The organism is Candidatus Halocynthiibacter alkanivorans (genome assembly GCF_003333265.1).
Taxonomy (GTDB): domain Bacteria; phylum Pseudomonadota; class Alphaproteobacteria; order Rhodobacterales; family Rhodobacteraceae; genus Halocyntiibacter_A; species Halocyntiibacter_A alkanivorans.
Map to the genome: position 1 here is coordinate 1 of NZ_QOLB01000153.1, position 22,501 is coordinate 22,501.

Genomic DNA, 22,501 nt, shown 5'->3' on the forward strand with positions numbered 1-22,501 from the left:
CAGCACGGGGCAGAGGGCGCGGCGTAGCGGCCAGAACCTGACGGAGCAGAATGACGGACCAGCACGACGGACCCGCGCGACAGACAAACACGACGGCCAGACCCTGACGGACCAGCACAGCGGCCAGAATACGACGGCCAGGTCACGACGGCCAGAACCTGACGGAGCAGCACGACAGGCAAATACGACGACCAGAACACGACGGACCCGCACGACCCTCCAGCGCGCTGGCAGCGCCCGGTTGACGCAGGCGGTAAAACTGCCTGCCGCCCGGCGTCAGGACTGACCGGACCCGTGACCCTGGTCGCCCAGCCCGTTCACCAGCGTCACACTGGCCTTGCACACACCTTCGCGCAGGGCACGGGCCGCGCGGTATTCCGGCGAGTTATAGCAGGCCAGCGCCCGGTCCATATCGTCAAATTCAATGACCACATGGCGCTGCCATACCTCGCCTTCCAGCGTTTGCGCATCAACACCCCGGGCCAGGAACCTGGCGCCGTATTTCTTGAACGCGGCCGGAGCCAGTTCCATATAACCGGCGTATCGCGCCGGATCAGTGACGGTGACATGGGCCACCCAATAGGCTTTGCTCATGCTTTATATCCTTTATTCACTGCTGTTTTCCGCCGCCAGCAAGCGCCCGGCAATGGCGCGCGCATCGCGGAGATGCGCCTGCACCGCCTGCTTGGTCGCCTTTGGATCCCGGGCAATGATTGCATCACAGATCGCCTGCATATGGGCGAACCCAGAGGTGTGGCGGTCGCTGGTGGACAGGGTCATCAGCCGCAACCGGCTGATCCGCCCGTTCAGCCGCTGCACCGTTTCCCAGGCGATGTGATGCCCGGCGGCGTCAAAGATCACCTGGTAAAACCCGGTGCTGGCCCGGAACAGCGCCCCGGGTGTGCCGTCTTCAAACGCCTGTTTCAGCCGGGCGAGGGCTGCGCGCAGTGCCGCCTCCAGCCCCGGGGTGCCGGCTTGGGCACAGGCCACCGCGGCGCTGGTTTCCAGCAGCAGCCGGATGTCATAAATCTGCCCCGCAATGTCCCAGTCCAACCGCGCCACAATCGGCCCTTTGTTGGGTTGGATTTCCACCAGCCCCTCGGCCTCCAGATAGCGGATCGTCTCGCGAATCACGGTGCGGCTGACGCCGAGCTGATCGCACAGCGGACGTTCCACCAGCCGTTGCCCGGGTTTGAAATGGCCTTCGATAATGGCCGCCCGCATTTTCTCCTGCACGATTTCTCTAAGCGTGGCAGGTGGTTGCAGTATTTTCAGATGGGAAAGATCAGATTTATCCATGGCGCAATCCATAACAGTCACCGGGCAGGGGGGCAAGAATTTCTTGACATGCCGTATTATGGTATACCATGATTACGACCAACAGACACCCAACCCGTGAGACCTGCCAATGCCCGCTGAAATCCGCAAAACACTGCTGCATATCGAGGAAACGCTTATTGAGGGCGGCAAGGTCGCGCCCCAGCCGCTTAAAATGATCGCTGCGGTGGCGGTGATTAAAAATCCCTGGGCCGGGCAGGGCTTTGTCGAAGACCTGAAGCCGGCGATCCTCGACTGTGCGCCGGGTCTGGGCGAGTTGCTGACCAAAATGGTGCTCGATGCTGCCGGCGGCGGTGACAAGGTGGAAGGCTATGGCAAATCCGCCATTGTCGGGGTCAACGGCGAGATCGAACACGCCTCCGGCCTGATCCACACCCTGCGTTTTGGCAACCATTACCGCGAAGCTGTCGGCGCTAAATCTTACCTGGCCTTCTGCAACACCCGTGGCCCGGCCAATGCGCCGCTGATGATCCCGCTGATGGATAAAAACGACGGCGGCCGGCGGTCGCACTACCTGACAATCCAGCTGTCGGTGGCCGATGCGCCGGGCCCCGATGAAATGGTGATCGCGCTTGGCGCCTCCATCGGCGGCCGTCCGCATCACCGCATCGGCGACCGTTATCAGGACCTCAGGGATCTCGGCCATGACATTGACAACCCTGCATCTGTCTGAGCCCAATGGCGGCACCCGCCGCCGGGTCACCTGCCGCGTCAAAGGCGCCGGCGCACCGCTGGTGCTGATCCACGGCGTCGGCATGCAATCCGCCGCCTGGGCGCCACAGCTTGACTCGCTTGCTACGGATTACCGGGTCATCGCGCTTGATATGCCGGGGCACGGCGGCAGTGATCCGCTGCCCGACAGCGCGGAACTGCCGGACTTTGTGGCCTGGCTGCACGCGGTGCTTGCGGCGCTGGACCTCGGCCCGGTCAACCTGGCCGGTCACTCCATGGGGGCGCTGATTGCCGGTGGTTATGCGGTCAGTCACCCGGACAATGTAAGCCGCGTGGCGCTGCTCAACGGCGTGTATCGCCGCGATGCGACCGCCCGCGCGGCGGTCGAGCTGCGGGCGCAGGAGATCCGCGCCGGTAAGGTCGATCTGGAAACACCGCTGAAACGCTGGTTTGGCGACAGCGCCTCTGACCAGGCGGCGCGGATGCAGGTTGCCGACTGGCTGTCTGCTGTGGATATGGCGGGCTATGCCACTGCTTACGGCGCCTTTGCCCGCGGCGACCGCACCTATGCAGACGGTTGGGCAAGCGTAAGCTGCCCGATGCTGGCGCTGACCGGCGACGGCGACCTGAACTCGACCCCGGATATGGCCCGTGCGATGGCGGCGGCCAGCCAAAACGGTGAAGCGGTGATTCTTCAGGGCCACCGTCATATGGTAAACCTGACTGCACCCGAAGCGGTGACTGAGGCGCTGCGGACCTGGTTGCAAAGACCGGTGCCAAACCCGCCGGTCACCACCACCGTGCGCACCACCGACCATACCACCGACCATACCACCGTCTCTACCGCTGTCACCACCGCAGCGACACCGCCGACAGGTGCCAACCCGACCCATGCAAAGGAGACCCCGATGACCAAGCTGGATCCCCGCGCCCTGCGCGACGCCTTTGGCACCTTCATGACCGGCGTTACCGTTGTCACCGCCCGCAACAAAGACGGCGCGCCGATTGGTTTTACCGCCAACTCCTTTTCCAGCGTGTCGCTGGATCCGCCCCTGCTGCTGGTCTGCCTTGCCAGGTCCTCCTCCAATTATGACACTCTGACCCAGGCGACAGGCTTTGGCATCAATGTGCTGGCGGAAGAGCAGAAAGACGTCTCCAACACCTTTGCCCGCCCGGTGGATGACCGGTTTGCCGCGGTCACCTGGCGTGCCGGCCCCCATGGCGCCCCGGTGTTTGACGGCGTGTCCGCCTGGTTTGACTGCTCCATGCACAAAGTGGTGGAGGCGGGCGACCACGTGATCCTGATTGGCCAGGTCGAAGCCTTTGACACCTCAACCGCGCCGGGGCTTGGTTATGCGCGTGGTGCCTATGTCACCGCCGCCCAGGAAGCCGAAGCGCTGAACCATGGTGCCAATGTTGTTGTGTCGGCGCTGATTGAACGCGCCGGCGAAGTATTGCTGCTGGATGATGGCAACGGCGGGCTGAAACTGCCGGAAACCAAAGTCGGCAAAGAAGGCGCCACCGCCGCGCTGCGCACGCTGATCGCGCAGACCGGTATCACTGCCGCGCCGGGCTTCATCTATTCGGTGTTTGAAGACAGCGTCCGCAAGCACCAGCATATTTCTTTCCTCTGCCAGGCCAGCGAAGGCGACCCGTCCGGCGGCGTGTTCACCACGCTCAGCACTTCGACGCTGATGGAGATCACCGACCCGGCCCTGCGCATCATGCTGGAACGCTTCGCCAGCGAAAACCAGTTTGGCAATTACGGCGTCTATTTCGGCGACCAGCAACGTGGCGAAGTGCGCCCCATTCAATCCGGGAACTGATCCTATGAAATTCTCTCTTTTTCTCCACCTCGAGCGTGTGTCGACTGACGACAGCCAGAAGGAACTCTATGAGGAATTTCTGGAATTGTGCCAGATCGCTGATCAGGGCGGCATGCATGCGATCTGGACCGGTGAACATCACGGCATGAATTTTACCATCGCGCCCAACCCGTTCATCAGCCTGGTCGACCTGGCCCGGCGCACCAAAAATGTGCGTCTCGGCACCGGCACTGTGATCGCGCCGTTCTGGCATCCGATCAAACTGGCGGGCGAAGCGGCGATGGCCGACCTGATCATGGACGGCCGGCTGGATCTTGGTGTGGCGCGCGGCGCTTACAGCTATGAATATGAACGGCTGATGCCGGGCATGGACGCCTGGGAGGCCGGTCAGCGCCTGCGCGAAGTCATCCCCGCGGTGCAAAAACTGTGGCAGGGCGACTACAGCCATGACGGCGAGTATTTCCAGTTCCCAAAAACCACCTCTTCGCCAAAACCGCTGCAACAGCCCGGCCCTCCGATCTGGGTGGCCGCACGCGATCCCAACAGCCACGACTTTGCGGTGGCCAATGGCTGCAACGTCCAGGTCACCCCACTCTGGATGGGCGACAGTGAAATTGAAAGCCTGATGGAGCGGTTCAACACGGCCTGCGCCAGCAACGCCGGCATGCCGCGGCCCAAAATCATGCTGCTCAACCACACCTATGTCGCCGCGTCCGATGAGGACGCGCAACTGGCGGCGGAAGAAATCAACCGCTTCTACTGTTATTTCGGCGCCTGGTTTAAAAATGAACGCGAGGTCAGCCAGGGTCTGATCGCACCGCTCAGCGAAGACGAAATCGCCGCGCACCCGTTTTACTCTGCCGAGGCGATGTTGCGTGACAATGTCATCGCCACCGCCGATACCGTGATTGAACGGCTGCAAAAATATCAGGCGCTGGGCTATGATGAATATTCGTTCTGGATCGACTCCGGCATGAGCTTTGAGCGTAAAAAAGCCTCGCTTGAACGCTTCATCCAGGATGTCATGCCGGTGTTTCAGTAAGGGATTTCCATGCAACAGTTTCAGCAGTATATCGACGGTGAATTTTCCGACGCTTCGGCGCAGTTCCCCAGCACCGACCCGTCCACCGGCCGTCCCTGGGCGCTGATGCCCGAGGCGCGCAGCGCGGATGTGAACCGTGCCGTCGAGGCGGCGGAGCGGGCGTTTTACGCGCCGGAATGGGCCGGCCTGACCGCCACCCAGCGTGGCAAGCTGCTGCACAGGCTGGCGGATCTGATCGCTGAGAATGCGCAGCATCTGGCGGAAATCGAAACGCGGGACACCGGCAAGATCATCCGTGAAACCAGCGCCCAGATCGCCTATGTCGCTGACTATTACCGCTATTACGCCGGGCTGGCGGACAAAATCGAAGGCGCCCACCTGCCGATCGACAAACCCGATATGGAGGTCTGGCTGCGCCGGGAACCGCTGGGCGTTGTGGCCGCCATCGTGCCGTGGAATTCTCAGCTGTTCCTCTCGGCGGTGAAAATCGGCCCGGCGCTCGCTGCTGGCTGCACCCTGGTGGTCAAAGCTTCTGAGGAAGCACCGGCGCCCCTGCTGGAATTCGCCCGGATCGCGCATCAGGCGGGCTTTCCGCCCGGTGTGCTCAACGTCGTCACCGGTTTTGGCGCGGAGTGCGGCGCAGTGCTGACCCGGCATCCCAAAATCGCCCATGTCGCTTTCACCGGCGGCCCGGACACCGCCCGTCACATCGTGCGCAACTCAGCAGAAAACCTCGCCTCCACCTCGCTGGAACTGGGCGGTAAATCCCCCTTTATCGTGTTTGAAGACGCTGATATCGACAGCGCGGTGAATGCGCAGATCTCCGGCATTTTCGCCGCCACGGGTCAAAGCTGTGTTGCCGGCTCCCGCCTGATCATCAGCGCGCAGATCAAGGATGACTTCCTCGCCCGGCTGAAAGCCAAAGCCGAAGCGGTGGTGATCGGTGCCCCGGATGACATGGCCACCGAAGTCGGCCCGCTCTGCACCCTGGCGCAGCGCGATCATGCGCTGGATCTGATTGCAAAATCGATTGATCAGGGCGCAGGTCTGATCACTGGCGGAACCGTGCCCTCTGGCGACGGGTTTTATTTCCCGCCCACCATCCTGGACTGTTCTGATGCGCCGAACGCGCCCTGTGTTCACCAGGAATTCTTTGCTCCGGTGCTTTCGGTGCTCAGCTTTGACACCGAAGAAGAGGCGCTGCGGCTGGCCAATGACACTGACTTTGGTCTCGCGTCCGGCGTCTTTACCCGCAGTCTGACCCGGGCGCACCGCATGATCCGGGGCATCCGCGCCGGCATCGTCTGGGTCAACACCTACCGCGCTGTCAGCCCGGTCGCGCCTTTTGGTGGCCATGGGTTGTCGGGGCACGGCCGCGAAGGCGGGCTGCAGGCGGCGCTGGATTATACCAGGGTGAAAACGGTCTGGCTGCGCACTTCGGACGACCCGATCCCGGACCCGTTTGTGATGCGCTGACGACGGCGCGGCGCAGCGGCTCCTCTCCCGGGCCGCTGCGTCACTCCGGACTGTGGCTCAGTTCGACCTGGACCACGTCGGTCTGCGCGGTGGCAAAAGAGGCGGCGCAGATTTCGAGATAAAATTTCCAGTTGCGGATAAATTGCAGATCATAGCCCAGCCGGGTGATCTGCGCGCTCTTGGCGTCAATCCGGTCGCTCCAGACCTGGCAGGTTGCGGCATAATCGGGCCCAAAAGCAAAACTGTCGCGGATCATCAACCCGGCTTTTTGCGCCTGATCCGCAATCACCTTGTTGCTCAGCAACATGCCGCCGGGAAACGTGTAATGGCGGATGTAATCGGAGCTTTTGCGGTAGATGGCAAAATAGTTGTCCGGCACTGTAATCGCCTGGACCACCGCACGGCCATTCTCTGACAGCCGCCGTTTCAGCGTGCTGAAATATTCCGGCCAGTAACTCTCGCCCACCGCCTCAATCATTTCAATGGAGACGATATTGTCAAAGCGCCCGTCGCTGTCGCGGTAGTCCTGCAGCCGGATATCTGCGCGCCCCTCCAGCCGGGCGTCGGCATAGCCCTTCTGGCTCGGTGAAATGGTCAGCCCGGTGACATGGCGGCCGCTGTCCGTGGCGCGTTCGGCAAACCCGCCCCAGCCACAGCCGATTTCCAACACCCGTTCCCCCGGGCTCAACCGGTTTAAAATGCGGTCATATTTGCGGGCCTGGCCGCGTTCCAGATCCCGGTCTCCCGGGGCAAAAAGTGCCGAGGAATAGGTCATGCCCGGATCCAACCACAGCTGATAGAACGCGTTTCCCACGTCATAATGGGCGCGGATATTGCGCGCCGCGCCGCGCGTGGTATTGGCGCGCAGCAGCCGGTTCACCATCCGGTATTTCAACACGCTCCAGAATCCAGGCGTGTCAAATCCGCTGAATTGTGTCTTGTTCAGCAGACCCACCGAGATCAGATCCGAAATCGACGGCGTGTCCCACAGCCCGGCCACATAGGCCTCGCCAAGGCCGATATCGCCGCGCGACGCCATCGCCGCGACCACGGACCAGTCATGAATATGCATCTGTCCCTGGGGGGTGCCATTGCCAAAATCAAACACTTCGCCCTCCGGGGTGCGCAGACGAATGGAGCCGGTGCGGATGCGGGCACAGCTGTCCAAAAATGCGTGTTTTATCTTTTTAGTTACAAATAACATTGCCTTACCCCAAATATCCCCGCCAGTTTCCCAACAGTCTTACTGGTCGTCCCGCCGCAGCCAACAGGTCCTGCGGTGCCCCGCCCCAGCGGGCAGACAGGCGTGGGACTGCCGTCTTGCGGGATGTGCACCGTCGGACAGATGTCAGCCCATGGTCAGGCCAGCCAATCTCCCGTCGATACTCCCATCCAAACGCCCCTTCAGAGGCCCGGTGTTCAGCGCGCCCTTGCCCGCTTTGGAGGCAGGACATAGTTAATTTTAGCCGAAAAATCACCTTTGGGCAATAATCCCAAGGGTATAGCGCGCAGCCGGCTGACGGCCGCGCCGGACGGCAATCGCCGGAGGTGGCGGAGCCTGCCAACCGCAGTCCCCAGGTAGAAGGCACGACACGGGCGCCGGCGTCAGTAGAGCCCGGACGCCGGGCGCGGCAGGGACACCGGTTTCAGAAGACCGTGGACGGCGGACGCAGCAGGGACGCCGGTTTCAGAAGGCTGCGGACGCCGGACGCGGCGGGGGACGCTGGTTTCAGAAGGCTGCGGACGCCGGACGCGGCGGGGGACGCTGGTTTCAGAAGGCTGCGGACGCCGGACGCGGCGGGGGCACCGGTTTCAGAAAGCTCCCGGACGCCGGACGCCCGGGCTTGCAGCTTACAAAATCCGGATCACCTCTTTGTCGATCGCCAGCACATAGCCTTTGCGCGAGATGTTTTTCACCAGCATCTCGCTGACCATCTGATTGCCCAGCGTGTCGCGCAGCCGTTTGATCCTGGTGGCACCGGCGGCCTCGTCGCAATCCACCGCATTGCGCCCCGAGACCATCGCTTCAAGTTCGGCCCCGGACAGCATGTCCTCGTCCATGCGCGCTTCCGCCAGCACCGACAGAGTTTCAATCGCCGCCTGTGTCAGCCTGAATTCCATATTGTTCAGATAGACGGTTTTTTCCTCGCGGCTGATGATCAGCGAGGAGACTTGGATGCCGGCGCGCTCAATCTCGCCCATCCGGCGGTTGAAAGCGGCGAGAAAAATCAGAAACACCAGCGCCGCAATCATCATCGCCGTGGCAAAAATCAACAGCACAAATATCACCATCCGGTAGCTGGCAAGCGTGTCAGAAAAAGCGGTGCCGGACTGGGCGAGGATTTCCAGAAGTTTGATCTGCGCCCCGGAGGTCAGATCGTCATTCTCGATAAACAATTGCTCGACCCGCGCGTTAAACGCGTTGGCGTCGGGCAGGGACAGGAACAATAACACTGCGGCCAGAAGCAGGATCGCAACAATGGCGCCAAGACCAATTGCCACAATCCGCCCGCCGCGACTCGCCTCAATAGCGGAGGAAATATTTGCCGGCACTCGCCTTCCTTTCGGACAACCCACTGTCATCAAATACTGACAGAATCCGCAGCAATGTCCAACTGTCGGCCGCCAGCTTCTGGCGGGCCACACGTTTGGCGGCGGCGGCGGAGCAGGCTGAGGCCGGCAGTTCAAGGACGCCATAGTGCAGCTTCAGCGGATTGTCGCGTTTGGCTTTGTAATCCGCGTAACAGCCGGCACTGGCCGGGCTGGCCGCGATCATCAGGCTCACAAAGGCGAGCGGCAGGGCGAGAGAGGTTATATGTTTCATGCCCCGACCTTGGATCAGCGCGTCCGGTTATTCAATAACACGCGGCATTTTTCACCTGATATCCGATAACCATCCGCTGATATTGGGTTTCTTTGGAACGGGGCGCACATTCATCTCATCCCAACCCGCCGGGCGATACCGGCAACTACCCGAGACGCCGCGCCACCCGGCACGCCAACAGAAGGATGATCCCGATGAAACGCACCATCACCGCCGCCCTTATCTCCCTGACCCTCGCGGTCACAAGTGTCACCGCCACCGCCACCCCGGCGCAGGCTGGCCAGAATGATGTGGCCAAAGCGCTGATCGGGATCGCGGCCCTTTATGCCATCAGCGAAGCGGTCAGGAGCAACCGCAGCAGCAGCCGTCTGGTTAGCCGCGCGCCAGTCCGTCAGGTCCGCCCGGTGATCCGCCCGGGCCGCCAGATTGGCAAATACAATCACTGGACGCTGCCACGCAAATGCGTGACCCGGATCAGCACCCGCCGTGGCATGCAGAACTTTCTGGGCCAGCGTTGCCTGCGCAAAAACCTGAAACGCGCAAAAATGCTGCCGGTAACATGTCTGCGCGAAGTGCGCACCCGCGGCAACTGGCGCAAAATGTACAAAGCCCGCTGCCTGCGCAACAACGGCTACCGCATGGAGGCACGTTACTGAGCCCGCCACCCAGGCTCTGCAGTGAGACACAGCACTGATACACAGCAGTGAGACACAGCAATGAGACACAGCAGTGAAACACGGCCCCGGGGCACAGCAGCGAGGCGCTGCACCGTCCCGGATCTGACGCAGAGCGGCACGCCGGGCGGGGCGGCAATCCCGGTCCCCCACCCGCCGCCACTGCCACCCGACCTGGCCGCCTGGCCACTCCCGCGACCAGGCGGCCACACACCCGTACCCTTAACGAGTAAGCCCTTTTCGGGCGGGCGCGGTTACCCCATAACCACGCCCACACCTGGGGCAGGAGCAGCCGCTTCTGCCCCTTTTTTCATTTCGCATTCCATCAAATGGAAACTCTGCTTTACAGCCCGCATTTCCTGTGGCTGGCTGCGCAGGCAACTGACAAAGGACACCTCCCATGGATCTGCAACTCTGGCTCACCTTCGTGGCCGCATCGACCGCCTTTCTGCTGATCCCTGGCCCCACGGTCCTGCTTGTGCTCAGCTATGCTCTCAGCCAGGGCCGCAGCGTGGCGCTGGCCACAGTTGCCGGCGTGGCGCTGGGCGATTTGATCGCGATGAGCGCGTCGCTGGCCGGGCTGGGGGCGCTGGTGCTGACCACGGCCACTCTGTTTGTGGCGCTGAAATGGGTCGGGGCGCTGTATCTGATCTATCTCGGGGTCAAACTTCTGCGCAGCGCCTCAACCACCACGCTGGGCGAGATCGCGTCGCGCGACAAATCCCCTGGCCGCAATGTCTTTGGCCACGCCACCGCCGTCACCGCACTCAACCCGAAATCCATCGTCTTTTTCATCGCCTTTGTGCCGCAGTTTGTGAGCCCGGAGCGGGCGCTGCTGCCGCAGTTCGTGATCCTGATCGCCACATTTGTCGGCCTCGCAGTGATCAACACTCTGAGTTACGCGCTGCTGGCGGACCGGCTGCGCCACCGTATTGCGCGGCCCTCGGTTCTTGCCTGGTTCACCCGGCTGGGCGGCGGCGCGCTGATTTCGATGGGGGTGATGACCGCCGCGCTGAAACGCGCCACCGGTTGAACCGGGGCCCCTGCTGAGCCACGCCGCCGGCTAAAGCACGCCACTGGCTGAGCCACGCCAGCAGCTGAGCCGGCGATATGGCATTGTCCGGGCAGGTGGCACGGACAGGTGGCGCGGGTTGGTTCACAGGACAGGTTTTCCCGGCGGATCGTCTGTGTGAACCCTGTGCCCCGCGGGGCTGCGGCCCGCTGATCTCTGCCGCCGCAAAAACCCTGGCGCCGCGCGCCCGCCTGGCGGTGCCGTTGTTTTTGGCCAGGGCCGCAGCGTCGCGCCCCGGCGCACAGCACGGCTGATGTGGCCAGGGAGAGTTCAGTGGGCCGCAGCACCCATACAGCTTCACGCGCGGCCACAACGCCAGTTTCGGTCCCGGTGCTGTTTTGTGGCGCAGCCGCCGCCGGCACCGCCAGCGACAGGCGCCAGACGTCCGGCCTGGAGCGTCTGAACAAGCGCACCTGGGGGCTGGCGTCCGCGGGGGATTGCCAGACGGGCAAAAATCCGCAATCTGCTGCCCATGAAAACTGCACCAGATTACAGCTATGAGCGCGCCGCCCGGGCGCAGGGCGCAACCCGTGTTGTCGGCACCGATGAGGTCGGGCGGGGTCCTCTGGCCGGGCCTGTCGTCGCCGCGGCGGTCTGGCTCGACCCCGACAACATCCCCGAAGGGCTGAACGATTCCAAGAAACTGACCGCCAAACGCCGCGAGGCGCTCTATGATCAGATCATGGCGGTGGCGGATGTGTCGATCGGCGCCTGCACGGTGGAGGAGATCGACACCCACAATATCCTGCGCGCCAGCCACATCGCCATGACCCGCGCCGTAGAGGGTCTCAGCCAGGCCGCCGACTACGTTCTGGTCGACGGCAATATGATCCCCAATGGGCTGAACATTACCGCCGAAGCGGTGGTGAAAGGCGACAGTAAATCGGTCTCCATCGCCGCCGCATCGATCATCGCCAAGACCTGGCGCGACCGGCTTATGGTGGATCTGGCGCAACAGTATCCGGGCTATGGCTGGGAGAAAAACAGTGGTTACCCGGTGAAAGCGCACCTGGAAGCGCTGCAGACGCTCGGAGTGACTCCCGCCCATAGACGAAGTTTTAAGCCGGTACACAAGATCTTGTATCAAGCGAATAACTAACCCGCTGTTTCAAAAAACAAATTGACCCTGAATCCTGGATGACTCATCATTGGGGCCATAAAATAAGCGTCAAAAATGGCGCAGATCTATGAGGCAGTACATGACTAAAACCCTGAGCCAGGAAGCGGTAACGCTTCCGATCAATACGATATTGTCCGGCGATTGCATCGAGATGATGAACAGCCTGCCGGCCGCTTCCGTTGACCTTATTTTCGCCGATCCCCCCTACAACCTGCAACTCAAAGGCGATCTTCACCGGCCCGACAATTCCAAAGTCGATGCGGTGGATGATGACTGGGACCAGTTCGCGTCCTTCAAAGCCTATGACAAGTTCTCCACCGCCTGGTTGAAAGCGGCGCACCGTCTGCTCAAGCCCAATGGCGCCATCTGGGTGATCGGCTCCTACCACAACATCTTCCGTGTCGGCACCGCGCTGCAGGACCAGGGCTTCTGGATCCTCAATGACGTGATCTGGCGCAAATCCAACCCGATGCCCAACTTCCGTGGCAAACGCTTGACCAATGCGCACGAGACCATGATCTGGGCCTCCAAGTCGGAAAAATCCAAAGCCACGTTTAATTACGAGGCGCTGAAAGCCCTGAATGAGGGCATTCAGATGCGCTCTGACTGGGTGCTGCCGATCTGTAACGGCCATGAGCGGCTCAAGGATGAAAACGGCGACAAAGCCCATCCGACACAAAAACCCGAATCCCTCCTGCACCGGGTGATCCTGGGCTCTACCAATCCTGGTGACGTGATTCTCGACCCGTTTTTTGGTTCCGGCACCACCGGCGCTGTCGCCAAAATGTTGGGGCGGAATTTCATCGGCATTGAGCGCGAAGCGAAATACCGCAAAGTGGCCGAGGCCCGGATCAAAAACACCCGCAAGCTCGACAATGAAGCGCTGCAGGTGACCCAGTCCAAACGCGCCCAGCCGCGTGTACCTTTTGGCGCGCTGGTGGAACGCGGCATGCTGCGCCCCGGCGAAACCCTGCGCTCGCCCAACGGGCGTCATGCGGCCAAAATCCGCGCCGACGGTACCCTGGTTTCCGACACAGTACAGGGCTCAATCCACCAGGTCGGTGCTTCGCTGGAGGGCGCGCCAAGCTGCAATGGCTGGACCTACTGGACCTTCAAACACGAGGGCAAAGACACCTCGATTGATACCTTGCGCCAGCAAATCCGCTCCGAAATGAACTGATTGCCAGCCCCTGCGCCCAAACTCTTGCGCCCAGCGAGTGGTGCGCGGGGGCGGCTCATTTACCGCCGGTGCCTGTGGCCTGACGCCCAACCGGTATGACTGCCCCGCCTTCTGGCGGGGCCTTTTTTAATCTGCCATCGAGGCGCGCGCGGGCAGGATCAGCCCCTGCTGTTATAGCGCGCCAGCCGGTCTTCCAGCGTGCCACTGTGCAGCTCAAACAGGTGATTGTCGGGCCCGTAAAAATACACCGACCGCCCTTCGCCTGCCACCCGGGCGCGCCCCTCGCGCAGCTCCAGCCCCAAGGCGCGCACCCGCGCCAGACGATCGTCATAGTCACAGTCACTGATTTTGAATGCGACGTGGTTGTAGCTCTTGCACGGTAACGCCTCACCCTCCATTACCGCGATCCACAGGCCGGCAATGTCATAAAACCGCTCCCTGGACAGGGAATAGGTATCTTCGCCGCTGTCATAAACACGCACCGCATCGAGCACCCGCACCAGGATCTCTTCCATCCGGTCCAGGTCGCTGACAACAAAAGTGATGTGGCTCAGACCTTCGATCATTTTGCTCTCTTCAACAGATCATAGTCCACCCGATGCACCTGAGCGCCCGCAGTCAGCGTTCCCGCAGCGCGGTGGCTGCTTCACACACTGCCGCGCGGCTTCGGATTGCTCGCCGCCTTATAGGCAGACCAGTCACTGATATGCGGGTAATAGCGTTTGCGCCAGGCCCGCACCCTCGGGTTCATCCGGCGGCGCCACAGGGGCGGCACCATCGCCACTGTCGCCATCAACGGATAGCCAAAGGGCAGTTGCGGCGCATCATCGTGGCCCCAGTTCTGCAACAGCGGAAAGCGCCGGTCAGGTTTGTAATGGTGATCCGAGTGACGCTGCAGGTTGATCAGCAGCCAGTTGGAGGCGGTATGGGCGGCGTTCCAGCTGTGATGCGGTTTGACGTGCTCATAGCGCCCCTCACCCAGGTGTTCGCGCGTCAGCCCGTAATGCTCAACATAATTGGTCAGCTCCAGCTGCCAGACCGCCACCAGCGCCTGCCAGCCAAACAGCGCCAGGCCAAGCCCGCCACCCACCAGCCAGGCCAGGCCCAGCATCGCCAGTTGCAGCACCGCATAGCGCCAGAACGGATTGTTGGGGTGAAACGCCCCGCGCCCACGCCGCGCCAGCATCGCCACTTCTGCTCTCCAGGCCGAACGCGGACATTCAAACAACACCCGCCAGAAATAGTGGTGAAACCCCTCATTATAGCGCGCCGTCACCGCATCCGCCGGTGTGCCCACATGGCGGTGATGCACCAGCAAGTGCTCGGAACGGAAATGGCTGTAGAGCACCATCGCCAGCAACAGGTCCGCCAGTCTGCGCTCAAGGTGGTTTTTTTGATGCATCAACTCATGGCCATAAACGATGCCGACGGTGCCACTGGCCGATCCGATGCCAAAGAACAGCACGCTCAGCTCAATCCAGCCCAGCTGGCCTGAGCGGGTCACCCACCAGATACTGCCAAAGATCAGCCCAAATTGCAGTGGCGGCCAGATCATCGTGATCAGCCGGTGCCAGAACAGCGCGCTTTCCGGCGTGTCAGGATCCGCATTGTTCACGTTCACCCCGAACACCGCATCCAGCAGGGTAAAAAGCCACCAGCCATAAAGCGGCAGCAGCACCACAAACCAGCCGCCATAAAACAACCCCAGCGCCGCCAGCGGCAGCATCAGCAGCGACAACCAGAACGGCGCAGCATCACGAAAGCGGGGAACGGAATAAGCGGCCGGGGAACGGGTTGCAACGCGCGTGGCGCCATCGCCCGCAGACGAGCCGCCAGCCTTGGCAGCCGCCGGGCCGGTGTCAGGGGCGGGGTGCGCAGAGGCAGCCGCAGCCGGACCCAAAGAAGGTGCCGCAGAGTGGTGCGTGGCGTGGTCTGTGGATGTTGCGTGACGTGCGTCCAGGTCGGCGCACGGCCCCGCCTTTAGGTCATCGCTCGCAACAGCATCTTCACCTGTGAGCGAAACACCCGCTGCATTTGTATCTGAACCGGCGCCGGGGCGGGGATCTGTCATATTTTCAATTCCTTCTCCGGCACCACCGCAGCGGCCTCACCTGTCTCAGCTCACATCACCCTGGCTGCCACTCTGCGGCTTTGGAATGCGCAAGATCAAATGCTTTACGCATCACCGTCGGTAAATCCCCGGCGTCAAAGCGCTCCTGCGTCACAAAATGCCCGGTTTGCGGGTTTTCCCCGGCCGCCGCCGCCACCATCACCTGCAGCTGCAGATGGAAATGGGTGAAGGTATGTTTCACCTCGCCCATATTGCGCCAGGTGGCGGCAAAGGGCGGCGCTTCAACCGCCACATCGCCCCATTCTGCACCAGGCCAGCCCAGCATGCCGCCGAGCAAACCCCGGTCCGGGCGGCGTTCAAGCAACCAGGCGCCATCATTGCGTCGCGCCAGATAGGCATATCCCAGCCGCGTTGGTTTTGGTTTTTTCGCCACCTTGCGCGGCAATTCCGCCTGCAGCCCTTTCGCGCGGGCCTGACAGGGCGCCGCCCATGGGCAAACCCCGCAATCGGGCGACTTTGGCGTACAGACAGTGGCGCCCAGATCCATCACCGCCTGGGCGTAATCACCGGGGCGCCGCACAGGGGTCAGCCGCGCCGCCAATGCGGTCAGCGCGGGTTTTGAGCCCGGCAAAGGCGCCTGCACCGCATATATGCGCGCCATCACCCGCTCCACATTGCCATCCACCACCACCGCCGGTTGATCAAAAGCAATGGCCGCAATGGCCGCCGAGGTATAAGGTCCGATGCCCGGCAAAGCCATCAGCCCGGCCTGGTCACGCGGAAACACCCCGCCCAGCTCATCCGCCACAACACGGGCGCATTTCAACAAGTTGCGGGCGCGGGCGTAATAGCCAAGTCCGGCCCACTCCGCCATCACATCCGCGTCCTGTGCCGCCGCCAGATCCTGAACCGTCGGCCAGCGCAGAGTGAATCGCAGGAAATAGGCGCGCACCGCCGCCACGGTGGTCTGCTGCAACATCACCTCAGACAACCATACCCTGTATGGATCCGGCCGCACCTCCGCTCTGCGCGCATCCGGTCCCACCCGCCAGGGCATTTCGCGTGCATGTTCGTCGTACCAGGCCAGCAATGCCGCCGTTTGCTCTACATCACGCAATATTTACATCCCGCCCGATCTGTTTCTGCTGGTGTCTTAGCAGTTGCAGCCTAAAATAAGCCAGCAAACTGATACAGGCCCTATATGACCGGCAAACTGAAAAAGCCCTGGCGCGGCCCGGACCGGCGCAAGCGGGGGTTTGAACGCACATCCTCGCTGCTGCAGAGCCAGATCCGCAAGACCAGCGAAAGCCGTGGTTTTGCCGAGACCCGACTGCTGACCCACTGGGCCGAGTTCGTCGGCGAAGCCACCGCCGCGGTGGCGCGTCCGGTCAAGATCGGCTATGCGCGCGGCGGCTTTGGTGCCACGCTGACACTGCTCACCACCGGCGCCCAGGCGCCGATGCTGCAGGCCCAGTTGCCCCAGATCAAAGAGCGGGTGAACGCCTGTTACGGCTATGCCGCCATCAGCCATATCCGCATCACCCAGACCGCCGCCACCGGTTTTGCCGAAGGTCAGGCCCAGTTCTCCACCGCGCCCAAAGCGCAAAAACCTGCCGATCCCGAAATTCAGGCCCAGGCCCATGATGTCGCCGCCCCTGTCGGCGACGACGACCTGCGCGCCGCATTGGAACAGCTGGCACAAAACGTGCTGACTAAAAATAAAGAAAACCAGAGGAAACCCTGATGAAGAACGTTTTTGTAATAGTGACAGCGCTGTTTGTATCGCTGAACGGCGGCATGGCCACCGCCATGTCTGACAGCTCCGCTGTGCCCACTGAGGCCACCACCAGCACTGAGACGACGACCACCGTCGCCAGCGACACCACCACGGCCGGCGGCACCGATACCGGGCCGGGCATCTCCACACCTGTGGTGCTGGAAATGGTGCTGGGCAGCGCCGACGCCCCGGTTGAGATCATCGAATATGCCTCTTTCACCTGCCCCCATTGCGCCCGCTTCCACGACCAGGTGCTGCCAAAGCTGAAGTCTGAATATATCGACACCGGCAAAGTGCGTCTGGTCTACCGCGAAGTCTATTTCGACCGTTTTGGCCTCTGGGCCGGTATGGTGGCGCGCTGCGGCGGTCAGGAGCGTTACTTCGGCATCGCTGACCTGATGTACAAGAATCAAAAAGAATGGATCGCCGGCGGCAATGAGCCCGCCACCATCGTTGAGAACCTGCGCCGCATCGGCAAAACCGCCGGCATCAGCGACGCCGAACTCGACGTTTGCATGGCGGACGGCGCCAAAGCTCAGGCCATGGTGGCGCTCTATGAAACCAACGCCGCGCGCGACGGCATCAACTCGACCCCAAGCTTCCTGATCGACGGCACCAAGTTCTCCAACATCTCCTACGAGGATTTTTCGGCAGAACTCGACGCCCGCCTGGCGGAATAAGCGACACGTTAAAATAACCGGCCTGCCATCTGGTGGGCCGGGACGTTTTGGGACTTCGTCAGGCCCTGGTGGAGACCACGCCAAAGTTGGCAATAAGTCCGACTGAGCGTTTTTTGGGGGAAATGCGAGGCTCCGGGGCTTGCCCCAAACGAACGGCGCTCTGCTTGAGAACCGGCTTTGAAGGCCACAGTCCCCTTTCGTTCCCGCTTTTACACAACCCGAGGCTCGAAATGTGCAAAATTCACATAAGTTCGCAGCGGTAAACCAGGTGCGAACCCGGCGCCCGCAGGGCTTAACGTGGCGAAAGCACCACTTTGCGCAGCGCGGCTTCCAGCGGGGTCCAGTCGGCGATCTCAAGCCGCACCACCAGGGTCAGAACTTTCAGGCGGAACGCCTTGGGCAGCCGCACGGCGTCCTTTTCCGTGGTCACCATCTGGGCGCCGCGCAGACGCGCTTCGCCCTCCAGCCGCGTCATCAGCGCCGGCGTCAGAGGCTGGTGATCATCCAGCGCTTCGCCATGGATCAAATCGGCGCCAAGCCGTTCTAATGTATCAAAAAATTTCTGTGGATAGCCGATACCAGCAAAGGCCAGAACCGGCAGATCCTGCCAGTCCATGCCGGTATAAAGCGGTTTTAGTTCGCCCGATGCATGGGGCAGGGGCACCGCATCACCCCAGCGATCCCGGAACCTCTGCTGCGCCGCATCACCGCCGATCGACAGCACCAGGTCGCCCCGCGCCATGCCCGTCGCCACCGGTTCGCGCAAAGGCCCCGCAGGCATCACCCGCCCATTGCCAAAGCCCAGGTTGGCGTCCACCACAATTACCGATATGTCTTTGATTACGCTGGGGTTCTGGAAGCCGTCATCGAGCAGAATTACCTCCGCACCAGCGGCTTCTGCGGCCTTCACCCCGGCGGCACGGTCCTTTGAAACCCAGGTCGCGCAAAACGCCGCCAGCAGTAATGGTTCATCGCCAGTCTGGTCCGCTTTGTGCCGTCTCTCGTCCACCTGAACCGGCCCTTTCAAGCTGCCGCCATAGCCGCGGCTGACCACATGCACCGACAGATTCCAGCCCTGCAAAAACTGCACCAGAGCGATGGCGGCAGGCGTCTTTCCGGTGCCGCCCGCATTGATGTTTCCGATACAGATTACAGGCACTTGCGCCTTATATCCGGGCTTCATCAACCGGCGTTTTGTCGCGTTTGCATAGAGCGCTGCCAGGGGTGCCAGCAAGCGTGCTTTCCAGCCGGGGCGCGCCGGATCATTGTGCCAGAAACGGGGCGGCTGCATCAGAGCACCCCCCGTTCTTCGCGCAAGTCGATCGCTTCAAACCCGAGCTGGATCAACCGGTCGGTGACCTCGGCGGCGCTGGAGGAGATATCCCAGGCCGCATGCGCCATTACGGCAGGTTTGTCAGGGGCTTGCAGCAACTCAATTGCCGCGCTTAACTGCTCGGCATCGCGCACCAGTATCGTCGCACCCGCCGCCGCCAGCCGTGCATAAGCGTCGCGGAAATTATGCACATTCGGCCCGTGCAGAATGGCAGATCCCAGCGCAGCGGGATCATTGGGCGTAATGCCGCCGCCCGCCCCGATTGAGCGCCCCATAAATGAAAGGGGCGCCAGGCGGTACCACAGCCCCATTTCGTCTTCATAATCAGCGATATAGACCTGTATTTCCGGCCCCGGGTCCTGCCCTTCCGAGCGGATTGCCACGCTCAGACCTTCCAGCGCATAGCGCCCGGCGATCTCACTGGCGCGCGCCGGATCATCGGGCACCAGGATCAGCAGCAGCCGGTGCGCCCGTTTCAGCGCCGCGCAATGGGCCTGCATGATGATTTCGTCCTCTTCGCCGCAAATCTGCGCCGCCAGCCAGACCGGGCGGGCGGCAATATCTGAGGCCAGCGCATCGCGCTCGGCCTCATTGCAGGGCAGCGCCGGGGTGGTTTCCTCCAACTGGCCCAGCTCTTCTATGCTGCGGGGCGGCACCCCCAGCTTACGGCGGCGGATGGCGGCAGAAGCATCTTTGACCAGGGTGCGGGAAAACCGGGACATGATCGCGCCGGTCAGACCGGGAAACCAACGCCAGTTCCGCTGCAAGACCTGCACCTGTGGCCCGTCAATCGCCAGCATGGCTATGTCACGCCGCTCCGTCTCGACACAGAGCAACGGCCGCAGATCGAGCCCGACCCAGATGCAAAGTTCGGGCCGCCAGTGATCGAGGAAATTGCGCACCGAACGACCGGTGTCGCTGGGCGCCAGTATCATCTTGCTGCCATTGGGAAGATCTGCAGGATCAAGGGTTTGCGCATTGTGCTGCGGCACGGTCAGCACAAAACACAGCTCGGGTCTCTGGTCTGCCATCCGGTGCAGCAGGTCGCGCACATGGCTGAAGAATTCCGGTCGGGCCAGATGCAGCCAGACCACCGGCCCTTCCGGGCGGGGACCGGGGGACTGGCCCATTCTCTGGCGGGCATGGGCCGGCGTGCCGTCGCGGCGCAGCAGGCGCCGCCTGACAATGGCGTCGCCTCTGCGGGCAGCTGCCAGATAGAGGGATAGCGTCAGCGACCGGCCCATAATTCAGATCAGTTTCCCAGTTCTTCGGTGGGTGATGCCGCGGCGGCTTCGTCGCGCAGGCGATGAATATGGGCGATAAAATAGCGCATATGTGCGTTGTCGACCGTGCGCTGGGCTTCTGATTTCCAGGCATTGTAAGCGCTGTCATAATCGGGAAAAATACCGACAACATGGATATCGTCGACGTTTTTGAACGCGTTGCGGCTGGGATCGGTCAATTCGCCGCCAAATACGAGATGCAAACGTTGTGCCATGGGGGCTCCGGGGTCAATTGAGTTGGCTGCACCCTAGTCTACGCACGCCAGGGGTCAAGTTAACACAGGGTACGCACCAGCTTCAGCGTAGATTTGTCGCGGTGGGCTGCAGATGACGGCAGAGAATGGAATGGATCGGAGATGGCGCCGCAATCATGCCCTTCAGCGCCGGGCGCGGGTTGTTGAAACGTAGCGTGTTGCCCCGGCTGTCGGTGACCTCTCCACCGGCTTCCTGCACCAGCAGGCTGCCCGCCGCGACATCCCACTCCCACGTGTCTCTCATGACCAGCATGGCGTCAAAGCGCCCCTGGGCCACCAGCGACAAGCGATAGGCCAGAGAGGGGCGGAAATGGCGCTCTACCGGCGGGATGCCACCAGGCCAGAACGCCGGCTCCAGCACCCGTTTTGCCGCCAGCACGGTGGCGCCGTCAATCTCGCGGCGCGCGGAGACTGATATCTTCTCGCCATTCAGCGTCGCGCCTGACCCGCGTGCCGCAAGATACAGCCTGTCGAGCACCGGCAGGTAGACGGCGGCAGCGATGACCTGCCCTTGTTCCGCAATGGCGAGGGAGTGCGACCAATGGCTGTCACCGTTGAGAAACGCGCGGGTGCCGTCGATCGGGTCAATGATGAAAACCCTGTCCTTCTCAAGCCGTTCCCTGCTGTCTTCGCTCTCTTCAGACAACCAGCCATAACCCGGCCGCGCCTGTTGCAACTCCGCGTGCAGCATGCGGTTGACCGCCAGATCTGCCTCCGAAACCGGGCCGGCACCATCGCCTTTGTCCCAGGTCTGCGGATCGGCACGCCAGTAGGGTTTGGCGATGTCCCCTGCCGCCCGTGCGGCGTCAGACAGAAGGGTCAGGTCACTATTCGCCGGCAAGGGTCAGCCCCTCAACGAGCAACGAAGGCACCACCGCGGACAGGTAGGCGCGGGCGTCATTGGCGGGCACCAGGCTCCGCAGCATATCACGCAGGTTTCCGGCGATGGTGCACTCATTGACCGCATAGGTGATCTCGCCGTTTTCCACCCAGAACCCGGCGGCGCCGCGGCTGTAATCGCCGGTGGTCGCACTGATTGATGAGCCGATCATCGAGGTGACAAGCAGCCCGGTGCCCATCTCGCGGATCAGGTCTGCGCGGCTTTTGTCGCCCTGGGTCAGCGCGATATTGCTGGTCGAAGGCGAGGGCGGCGAGGAGGTGCCGCGCGACGCGTTTGCAGTGCTGTTCAGTCCCAGTTTGCGGGCGGTCGCCAGATCCAGGGTCCAGTCGCTCAATACGCCGTTCTCAACGATGGCGCGCGGCGCGGTGGCCAGGCCTTCGCCGTCAAAATAACGCGACCCGGAAGCGCGGCGGCGATGGGGATCCTCAATGACGGACAGGGATTCTGGCAGCATCAGCGTACCCTTGGCATCCAGAGCCCAGGAAGAACCGCGGGCAATGGCGGCACCATTGATGGCGCCAAGCAAATGCCCGATCAGGCTGGAGGAAACCCGTTCGTCAAACAGCACCGGATAGGATCCGGTTTTGGGTTTGCGCGCGCCCATCCGGGCAAGCGTGCGTTCCGCCGCCAGCTGACCGATCTCGACCGCATCGGGCAGGTCGGTCTGGAAAATGCGGCTTTCGCCGGCATAATCGCGCTCCATATTGCTGCCGTCGCCGGCAATGGCAACACAGGACAGGGCGCGGTCGCTGCGCATGTAGCCGCCTTCAAAACCGTTGCTGGCCGCCATATGGAAGGCGCGGCGCCCGTAGCCGGCGGAGGCCGATTGCACGGTGCGGATGCCCTCAACGGCAAGTGCCGTCTCTTCAGCACGGCGGGCGTCTTCTTCCAGCGCTGCCGGGGCGGGCTCGTCGCTGGGATCATACAGATCCAGACCGGCCGCTTCGCGCCGCGCGTCGAGCTTGCACGCATCCGCGA

Annotated in this window: 23 protein-coding genes; 10 read left to right on the top strand and 13 right to left on the bottom strand. The window is 62.3% G+C overall.

What is annotated here, in order from left to right:
* Nucleotides 1-276: 276 nt before the first annotated feature.
* Together DWA01_RS19840 and DWA01_RS19845 are read right to left on the bottom strand one after the other, a co-directional pair.
* Nucleotides 277-594, bottom strand: a complete 318-nt coding sequence (locus DWA01_RS19840) for a DUF1330 domain-containing protein (RefSeq protein WP_114287546.1) — start codon at nt 592-594, stop codon at nt 277-279.
* A gap of 12 nt (nt 595-606) precedes the next feature.
* Nucleotides 607-1,299: a GntR family transcriptional regulator gene (locus DWA01_RS19845; protein ID WP_114287568.1), complete on the bottom strand. Its 693-nt coding sequence runs from the start codon at nt 1,297-1,299 to the stop codon at nt 607-609.
* Nucleotides 1,300-1,408: 109 nt separating this feature from the next.
* Here DWA01_RS19845 and DWA01_RS19850 point away from each other — a divergent pair, with 109 nt between their 5' ends.
* From DWA01_RS19850 to DWA01_RS19865, 4 genes are read left to right on the top strand one after another with little or no spacing between them, the layout of a single operon-like run.
* A complete protein-coding gene (locus DWA01_RS19850; RefSeq protein WP_114287547.1) occupies nt 1,409-2,011 on the top strand; it encodes an amino acid synthesis family protein in 603 nt (200 codons plus the stop codon).
* Entirely contained in the window at nt 1,983-3,836 is a 1,854-nt protein-coding gene (locus DWA01_RS23930) for an alpha/beta fold hydrolase (protein ID WP_114287548.1), read from the top strand. Before DWA01_RS19850 ends, DWA01_RS23930 begins: the two co-directional genes overlap by 29 nt.
* 4 nt (nt 3,837-3,840) lie before the next feature.
* The gene (locus tag DWA01_RS19860; RefSeq protein ID WP_114287549.1) at nt 3,841-4,878 is read left to right on the top strand and encodes an LLM class flavin-dependent oxidoreductase; all 1,038 of its coding nucleotides are present in this window, start codon (nt 3,841-3,843) and stop codon (nt 4,876-4,878) included.
* A gap of 9 nt (nt 4,879-4,887) precedes the next feature.
* Complete coding sequence (locus DWA01_RS19865; RefSeq protein WP_114287550.1) at nt 4,888-6,354, top strand: aldehyde dehydrogenase; 1,467 nt, start codon at nt 4,888-4,890, stop codon at nt 6,352-6,354.
* A 40-nt stretch (nt 6,355-6,394) separates the two neighbouring features.
* Here DWA01_RS19865 and DWA01_RS19870 read toward each other — a convergent pair whose 3' ends face one another.
* The 3 genes from DWA01_RS19870 to DWA01_RS19880 all read right to left on the bottom strand — a co-directional run bounded on the left by DWA01_RS19870 (nt 6,395) and on the right by DWA01_RS19880 (nt 9,178).
* On the bottom strand, nt 6,395-7,558 hold the full coding sequence (locus tag DWA01_RS19870; protein ID WP_114287551.1) for an SAM-dependent methyltransferase: 1,164 nt from the start codon (nt 7,556-7,558) through the stop codon (nt 6,395-6,397).
* A gap of 647 nt (nt 7,559-8,205) precedes the next feature.
* The gene (locus DWA01_RS19875; RefSeq protein WP_114287552.1) at nt 8,206-8,937 is read right to left on the bottom strand and encodes a winged helix-turn-helix domain-containing protein; all 732 of its coding nucleotides are present in this window, start codon (nt 8,935-8,937) and stop codon (nt 8,206-8,208) included.
* Nucleotides 8,879-9,178: a hypothetical protein gene (locus DWA01_RS19880; protein ID WP_114287553.1), complete on the bottom strand. Its 300-nt coding sequence runs from the start codon at nt 9,176-9,178 to the stop codon at nt 8,879-8,881. Before DWA01_RS19880 ends, DWA01_RS19875 begins: the two co-directional genes overlap by 59 nt.
* Nucleotides 9,179-9,372: 194 nt before the next feature.
* On the opposite strand from DWA01_RS19880, the gene DWA01_RS19885 reads away from it, so the two are divergent.
* From DWA01_RS19885 to DWA01_RS19905, 4 genes are all read left to right on the top strand, one after another.
* On the top strand, nt 9,373-9,834 hold the full coding sequence (locus DWA01_RS19885; RefSeq protein ID WP_136057791.1) for a hypothetical protein: 462 nt from the start codon (nt 9,373-9,375) through the stop codon (nt 9,832-9,834).
* Nucleotides 9,835-10,252: 418 nt separating this feature from the next.
* Entirely contained in the window at nt 10,253-10,885 is a 633-nt protein-coding gene (locus DWA01_RS19890) for a LysE family translocator (protein ID WP_114287555.1), read from the top strand.
* A gap of 511 nt (nt 10,886-11,396) precedes the next feature.
* Nucleotides 11,397-12,023 carry a ribonuclease HII gene (locus DWA01_RS19900; RefSeq protein ID WP_114287557.1) on the top strand — a complete coding sequence of 209 codons (627 nt, stop codon included), beginning with the start codon at nt 11,397-11,399 and terminating at the stop codon, nt 12,021-12,023.
* A gap of 100 nt (nt 12,024-12,123) precedes the next feature.
* The gene (locus DWA01_RS19905; protein ID WP_114287558.1) at nt 12,124-13,224 is read left to right on the top strand and encodes a site-specific DNA-methyltransferase; all 1,101 of its coding nucleotides are present in this window, start codon (nt 12,124-12,126) and stop codon (nt 13,222-13,224) included.
* Between the two features lie 158 nt (nt 13,225-13,382).
* On the opposite strand, the gene fosX is transcribed toward DWA01_RS19905, so the two are convergent.
* The 3 genes from fosX to mutY form a co-directional block, all read right to left on the bottom strand.
* Nucleotides 13,383-13,790, bottom strand: coding sequence for a FosX/FosE/FosI family fosfomycin resistance hydrolase (fosX, locus tag DWA01_RS19910; RefSeq protein ID WP_114287559.1), 408 nt, complete (start codon nt 13,788-13,790; stop codon nt 13,383-13,385).
* Between the two features lie 80 nt (nt 13,791-13,870).
* On the bottom strand, nt 13,871-14,950 hold the full coding sequence (locus tag DWA01_RS19915; RefSeq protein WP_114287569.1) for an alkane 1-monooxygenase: 1,080 nt from the start codon (nt 14,948-14,950) through the stop codon (nt 13,871-13,873).
* 400 nt (nt 14,951-15,350) lie between these two features.
* Entirely contained in the window at nt 15,351-16,412 is a 1,062-nt protein-coding gene (gene mutY / locus DWA01_RS19920; protein ID WP_114287560.1) for an A/G-specific adenine glycosylase, read from the bottom strand.
* 84 nt (nt 16,413-16,496) lie between these two features.
* Here mutY and DWA01_RS19925 point away from each other — a divergent pair, with 84 nt between their 5' ends.
* Both DWA01_RS19925 and DWA01_RS19930 read left to right on the top strand, forming a co-directional pair.
* Nucleotides 16,497-17,039 carry a DUF721 domain-containing protein gene (locus DWA01_RS19925; RefSeq protein ID WP_114287561.1) on the top strand — a complete coding sequence of 181 codons (543 nt, stop codon included), beginning with the start codon at nt 16,497-16,499 and terminating at the stop codon, nt 17,037-17,039.
* On the top strand, nt 17,039-17,752 hold the full coding sequence (locus DWA01_RS19930; protein ID WP_114287562.1) for a DsbA family protein: 714 nt from the start codon (nt 17,039-17,041) through the stop codon (nt 17,750-17,752). The genes DWA01_RS19925 and DWA01_RS19930 overlap by 1 nt, the downstream gene beginning before the upstream one ends.
* Before the next feature lie 292 nt (nt 17,753-18,044).
* On the opposite strand, the gene lpxK is transcribed toward DWA01_RS19930, so the two are convergent.
* The 5 genes from lpxK to DWA01_RS19955 form a co-directional block, all read right to left on the bottom strand.
* Complete coding sequence (lpxK, locus tag DWA01_RS19935) at nt 18,045-19,043, bottom strand: tetraacyldisaccharide 4'-kinase (protein ID WP_114287563.1); 999 nt, start codon at nt 19,041-19,043, stop codon at nt 18,045-18,047.
* The gene (locus tag DWA01_RS19940; protein ID WP_114287564.1) at nt 19,043-20,329 is read right to left on the bottom strand and encodes a 3-deoxy-D-manno-octulosonic acid transferase; all 1,287 of its coding nucleotides are present in this window, start codon (nt 20,327-20,329) and stop codon (nt 19,043-19,045) included. The genes lpxK and DWA01_RS19940 overlap by 1 nt, the downstream gene beginning before the upstream one ends.
* Nucleotides 20,330-20,337: 8 nt before the next feature.
* The gene (locus tag DWA01_RS19945; RefSeq protein ID WP_114287565.1) at nt 20,338-20,583 is read right to left on the bottom strand and encodes a DUF4170 domain-containing protein; all 246 of its coding nucleotides are present in this window, start codon (nt 20,581-20,583) and stop codon (nt 20,338-20,340) included.
* A gap of 82 nt (nt 20,584-20,665) precedes the next feature.
* Nucleotides 20,666-21,463: an inositol monophosphatase family protein gene (locus tag DWA01_RS19950; RefSeq protein ID WP_114287566.1), complete on the bottom strand. Its 798-nt coding sequence runs from the start codon at nt 21,461-21,463 to the stop codon at nt 20,666-20,668.
* The coding region (locus tag DWA01_RS19955) for a TldD/PmbA family protein (protein ID WP_114287567.1) at nt 21,450-22,501 on the bottom strand (1,052 nt) is incomplete at its 5' end. The genes DWA01_RS19955 and DWA01_RS19950, both read right to left, overlap by 14 nt.

What these genes read in the sequence shown, in the direction of transcription:
- DWA01_RS19840 (WP_114287546.1), bottom strand. Translation starts at nt 594, where the DNA reads ATGAGCAAAGCCTATTGGGTGGCCCATGTCACCGTCACTGATCCGGCG.
- DWA01_RS19845 (WP_114287568.1), bottom strand. Translation starts at nt 1,299, where the DNA reads ATGGATAAATCTGATCTTTCCCATCTGAAAATACTGCAACCACCTGCC.
- DWA01_RS19850 (WP_114287547.1), top strand. Translation starts at nt 1,409, where the DNA reads ATGCCCGCTGAAATCCGCAAAACACTGCTGCATATCGAGGAAACGCTT.
- DWA01_RS23930 (WP_114287548.1), top strand. Translation starts at nt 1,983, where the DNA reads ATGACATTGACAACCCTGCATCTGTCTGAGCCCAATGGCGGCACCCGC.
- DWA01_RS19860 (WP_114287549.1), top strand. Translation starts at nt 3,841, where the DNA reads ATGAAATTCTCTCTTTTTCTCCACCTCGAGCGTGTGTCGACTGACGAC.
- DWA01_RS19865 (WP_114287550.1), top strand. Translation starts at nt 4,888, where the DNA reads ATGCAACAGTTTCAGCAGTATATCGACGGTGAATTTTCCGACGCTTCG.
- DWA01_RS19870 (WP_114287551.1), bottom strand. Translation starts at nt 7,558, where the DNA reads ATGTTATTTGTAACTAAAAAGATAAAACACGCATTTTTGGACAGCTGT.
- DWA01_RS19875 (WP_114287552.1), bottom strand. Translation starts at nt 8,937, where the DNA reads ATGACAGTGGGTTGTCCGAAAGGAAGGCGAGTGCCGGCAAATATTTCC.
- DWA01_RS19880 (WP_114287553.1), bottom strand. Translation starts at nt 9,178, where the DNA reads ATGAAACATATAACCTCTCTCGCCCTGCCGCTCGCCTTTGTGAGCCTG.
- DWA01_RS19885 (WP_136057791.1), top strand. Translation starts at nt 9,373, where the DNA reads ATGAAACGCACCATCACCGCCGCCCTTATCTCCCTGACCCTCGCGGTC.
- DWA01_RS19890 (WP_114287555.1), top strand. Translation starts at nt 10,253, where the DNA reads ATGGATCTGCAACTCTGGCTCACCTTCGTGGCCGCATCGACCGCCTTT.
- DWA01_RS19900 (WP_114287557.1), top strand. Translation starts at nt 11,397, where the DNA reads ATGAAAACTGCACCAGATTACAGCTATGAGCGCGCCGCCCGGGCGCAG.
- DWA01_RS19905 (WP_114287558.1), top strand. Translation starts at nt 12,124, where the DNA reads ATGACTAAAACCCTGAGCCAGGAAGCGGTAACGCTTCCGATCAATACG.
- fosX (WP_114287559.1), bottom strand. Translation starts at nt 13,790, where the DNA reads ATGATCGAAGGTCTGAGCCACATCACTTTTGTTGTCAGCGACCTGGAC.
- DWA01_RS19915 (WP_114287569.1), bottom strand. Translation starts at nt 14,950, where the DNA reads ATGCTGCCGCTGGCGGCGCTGGGGTTGTTTTATGGCGGCTGGTTTGTG.
- DWA01_RS19925 (WP_114287561.1), top strand. Translation starts at nt 16,497, where the DNA reads ATGACCGGCAAACTGAAAAAGCCCTGGCGCGGCCCGGACCGGCGCAAG.
- DWA01_RS19930 (WP_114287562.1), top strand. Translation starts at nt 17,039, where the DNA reads ATGAAGAACGTTTTTGTAATAGTGACAGCGCTGTTTGTATCGCTGAAC.
- lpxK (WP_114287563.1), bottom strand. Translation starts at nt 19,043, where the DNA reads ATGCAGCCGCCCCGTTTCTGGCACAATGATCCGGCGCGCCCCGGCTGG.
- DWA01_RS19940 (WP_114287564.1), bottom strand. Translation starts at nt 20,329, where the DNA reads ATGGGCCGGTCGCTGACGCTATCCCTCTATCTGGCAGCTGCCCGCAGA.
- DWA01_RS19945 (WP_114287565.1), bottom strand. Translation starts at nt 20,583, where the DNA reads ATGGCACAACGTTTGCATCTCGTATTTGGCGGCGAATTGACCGATCCC.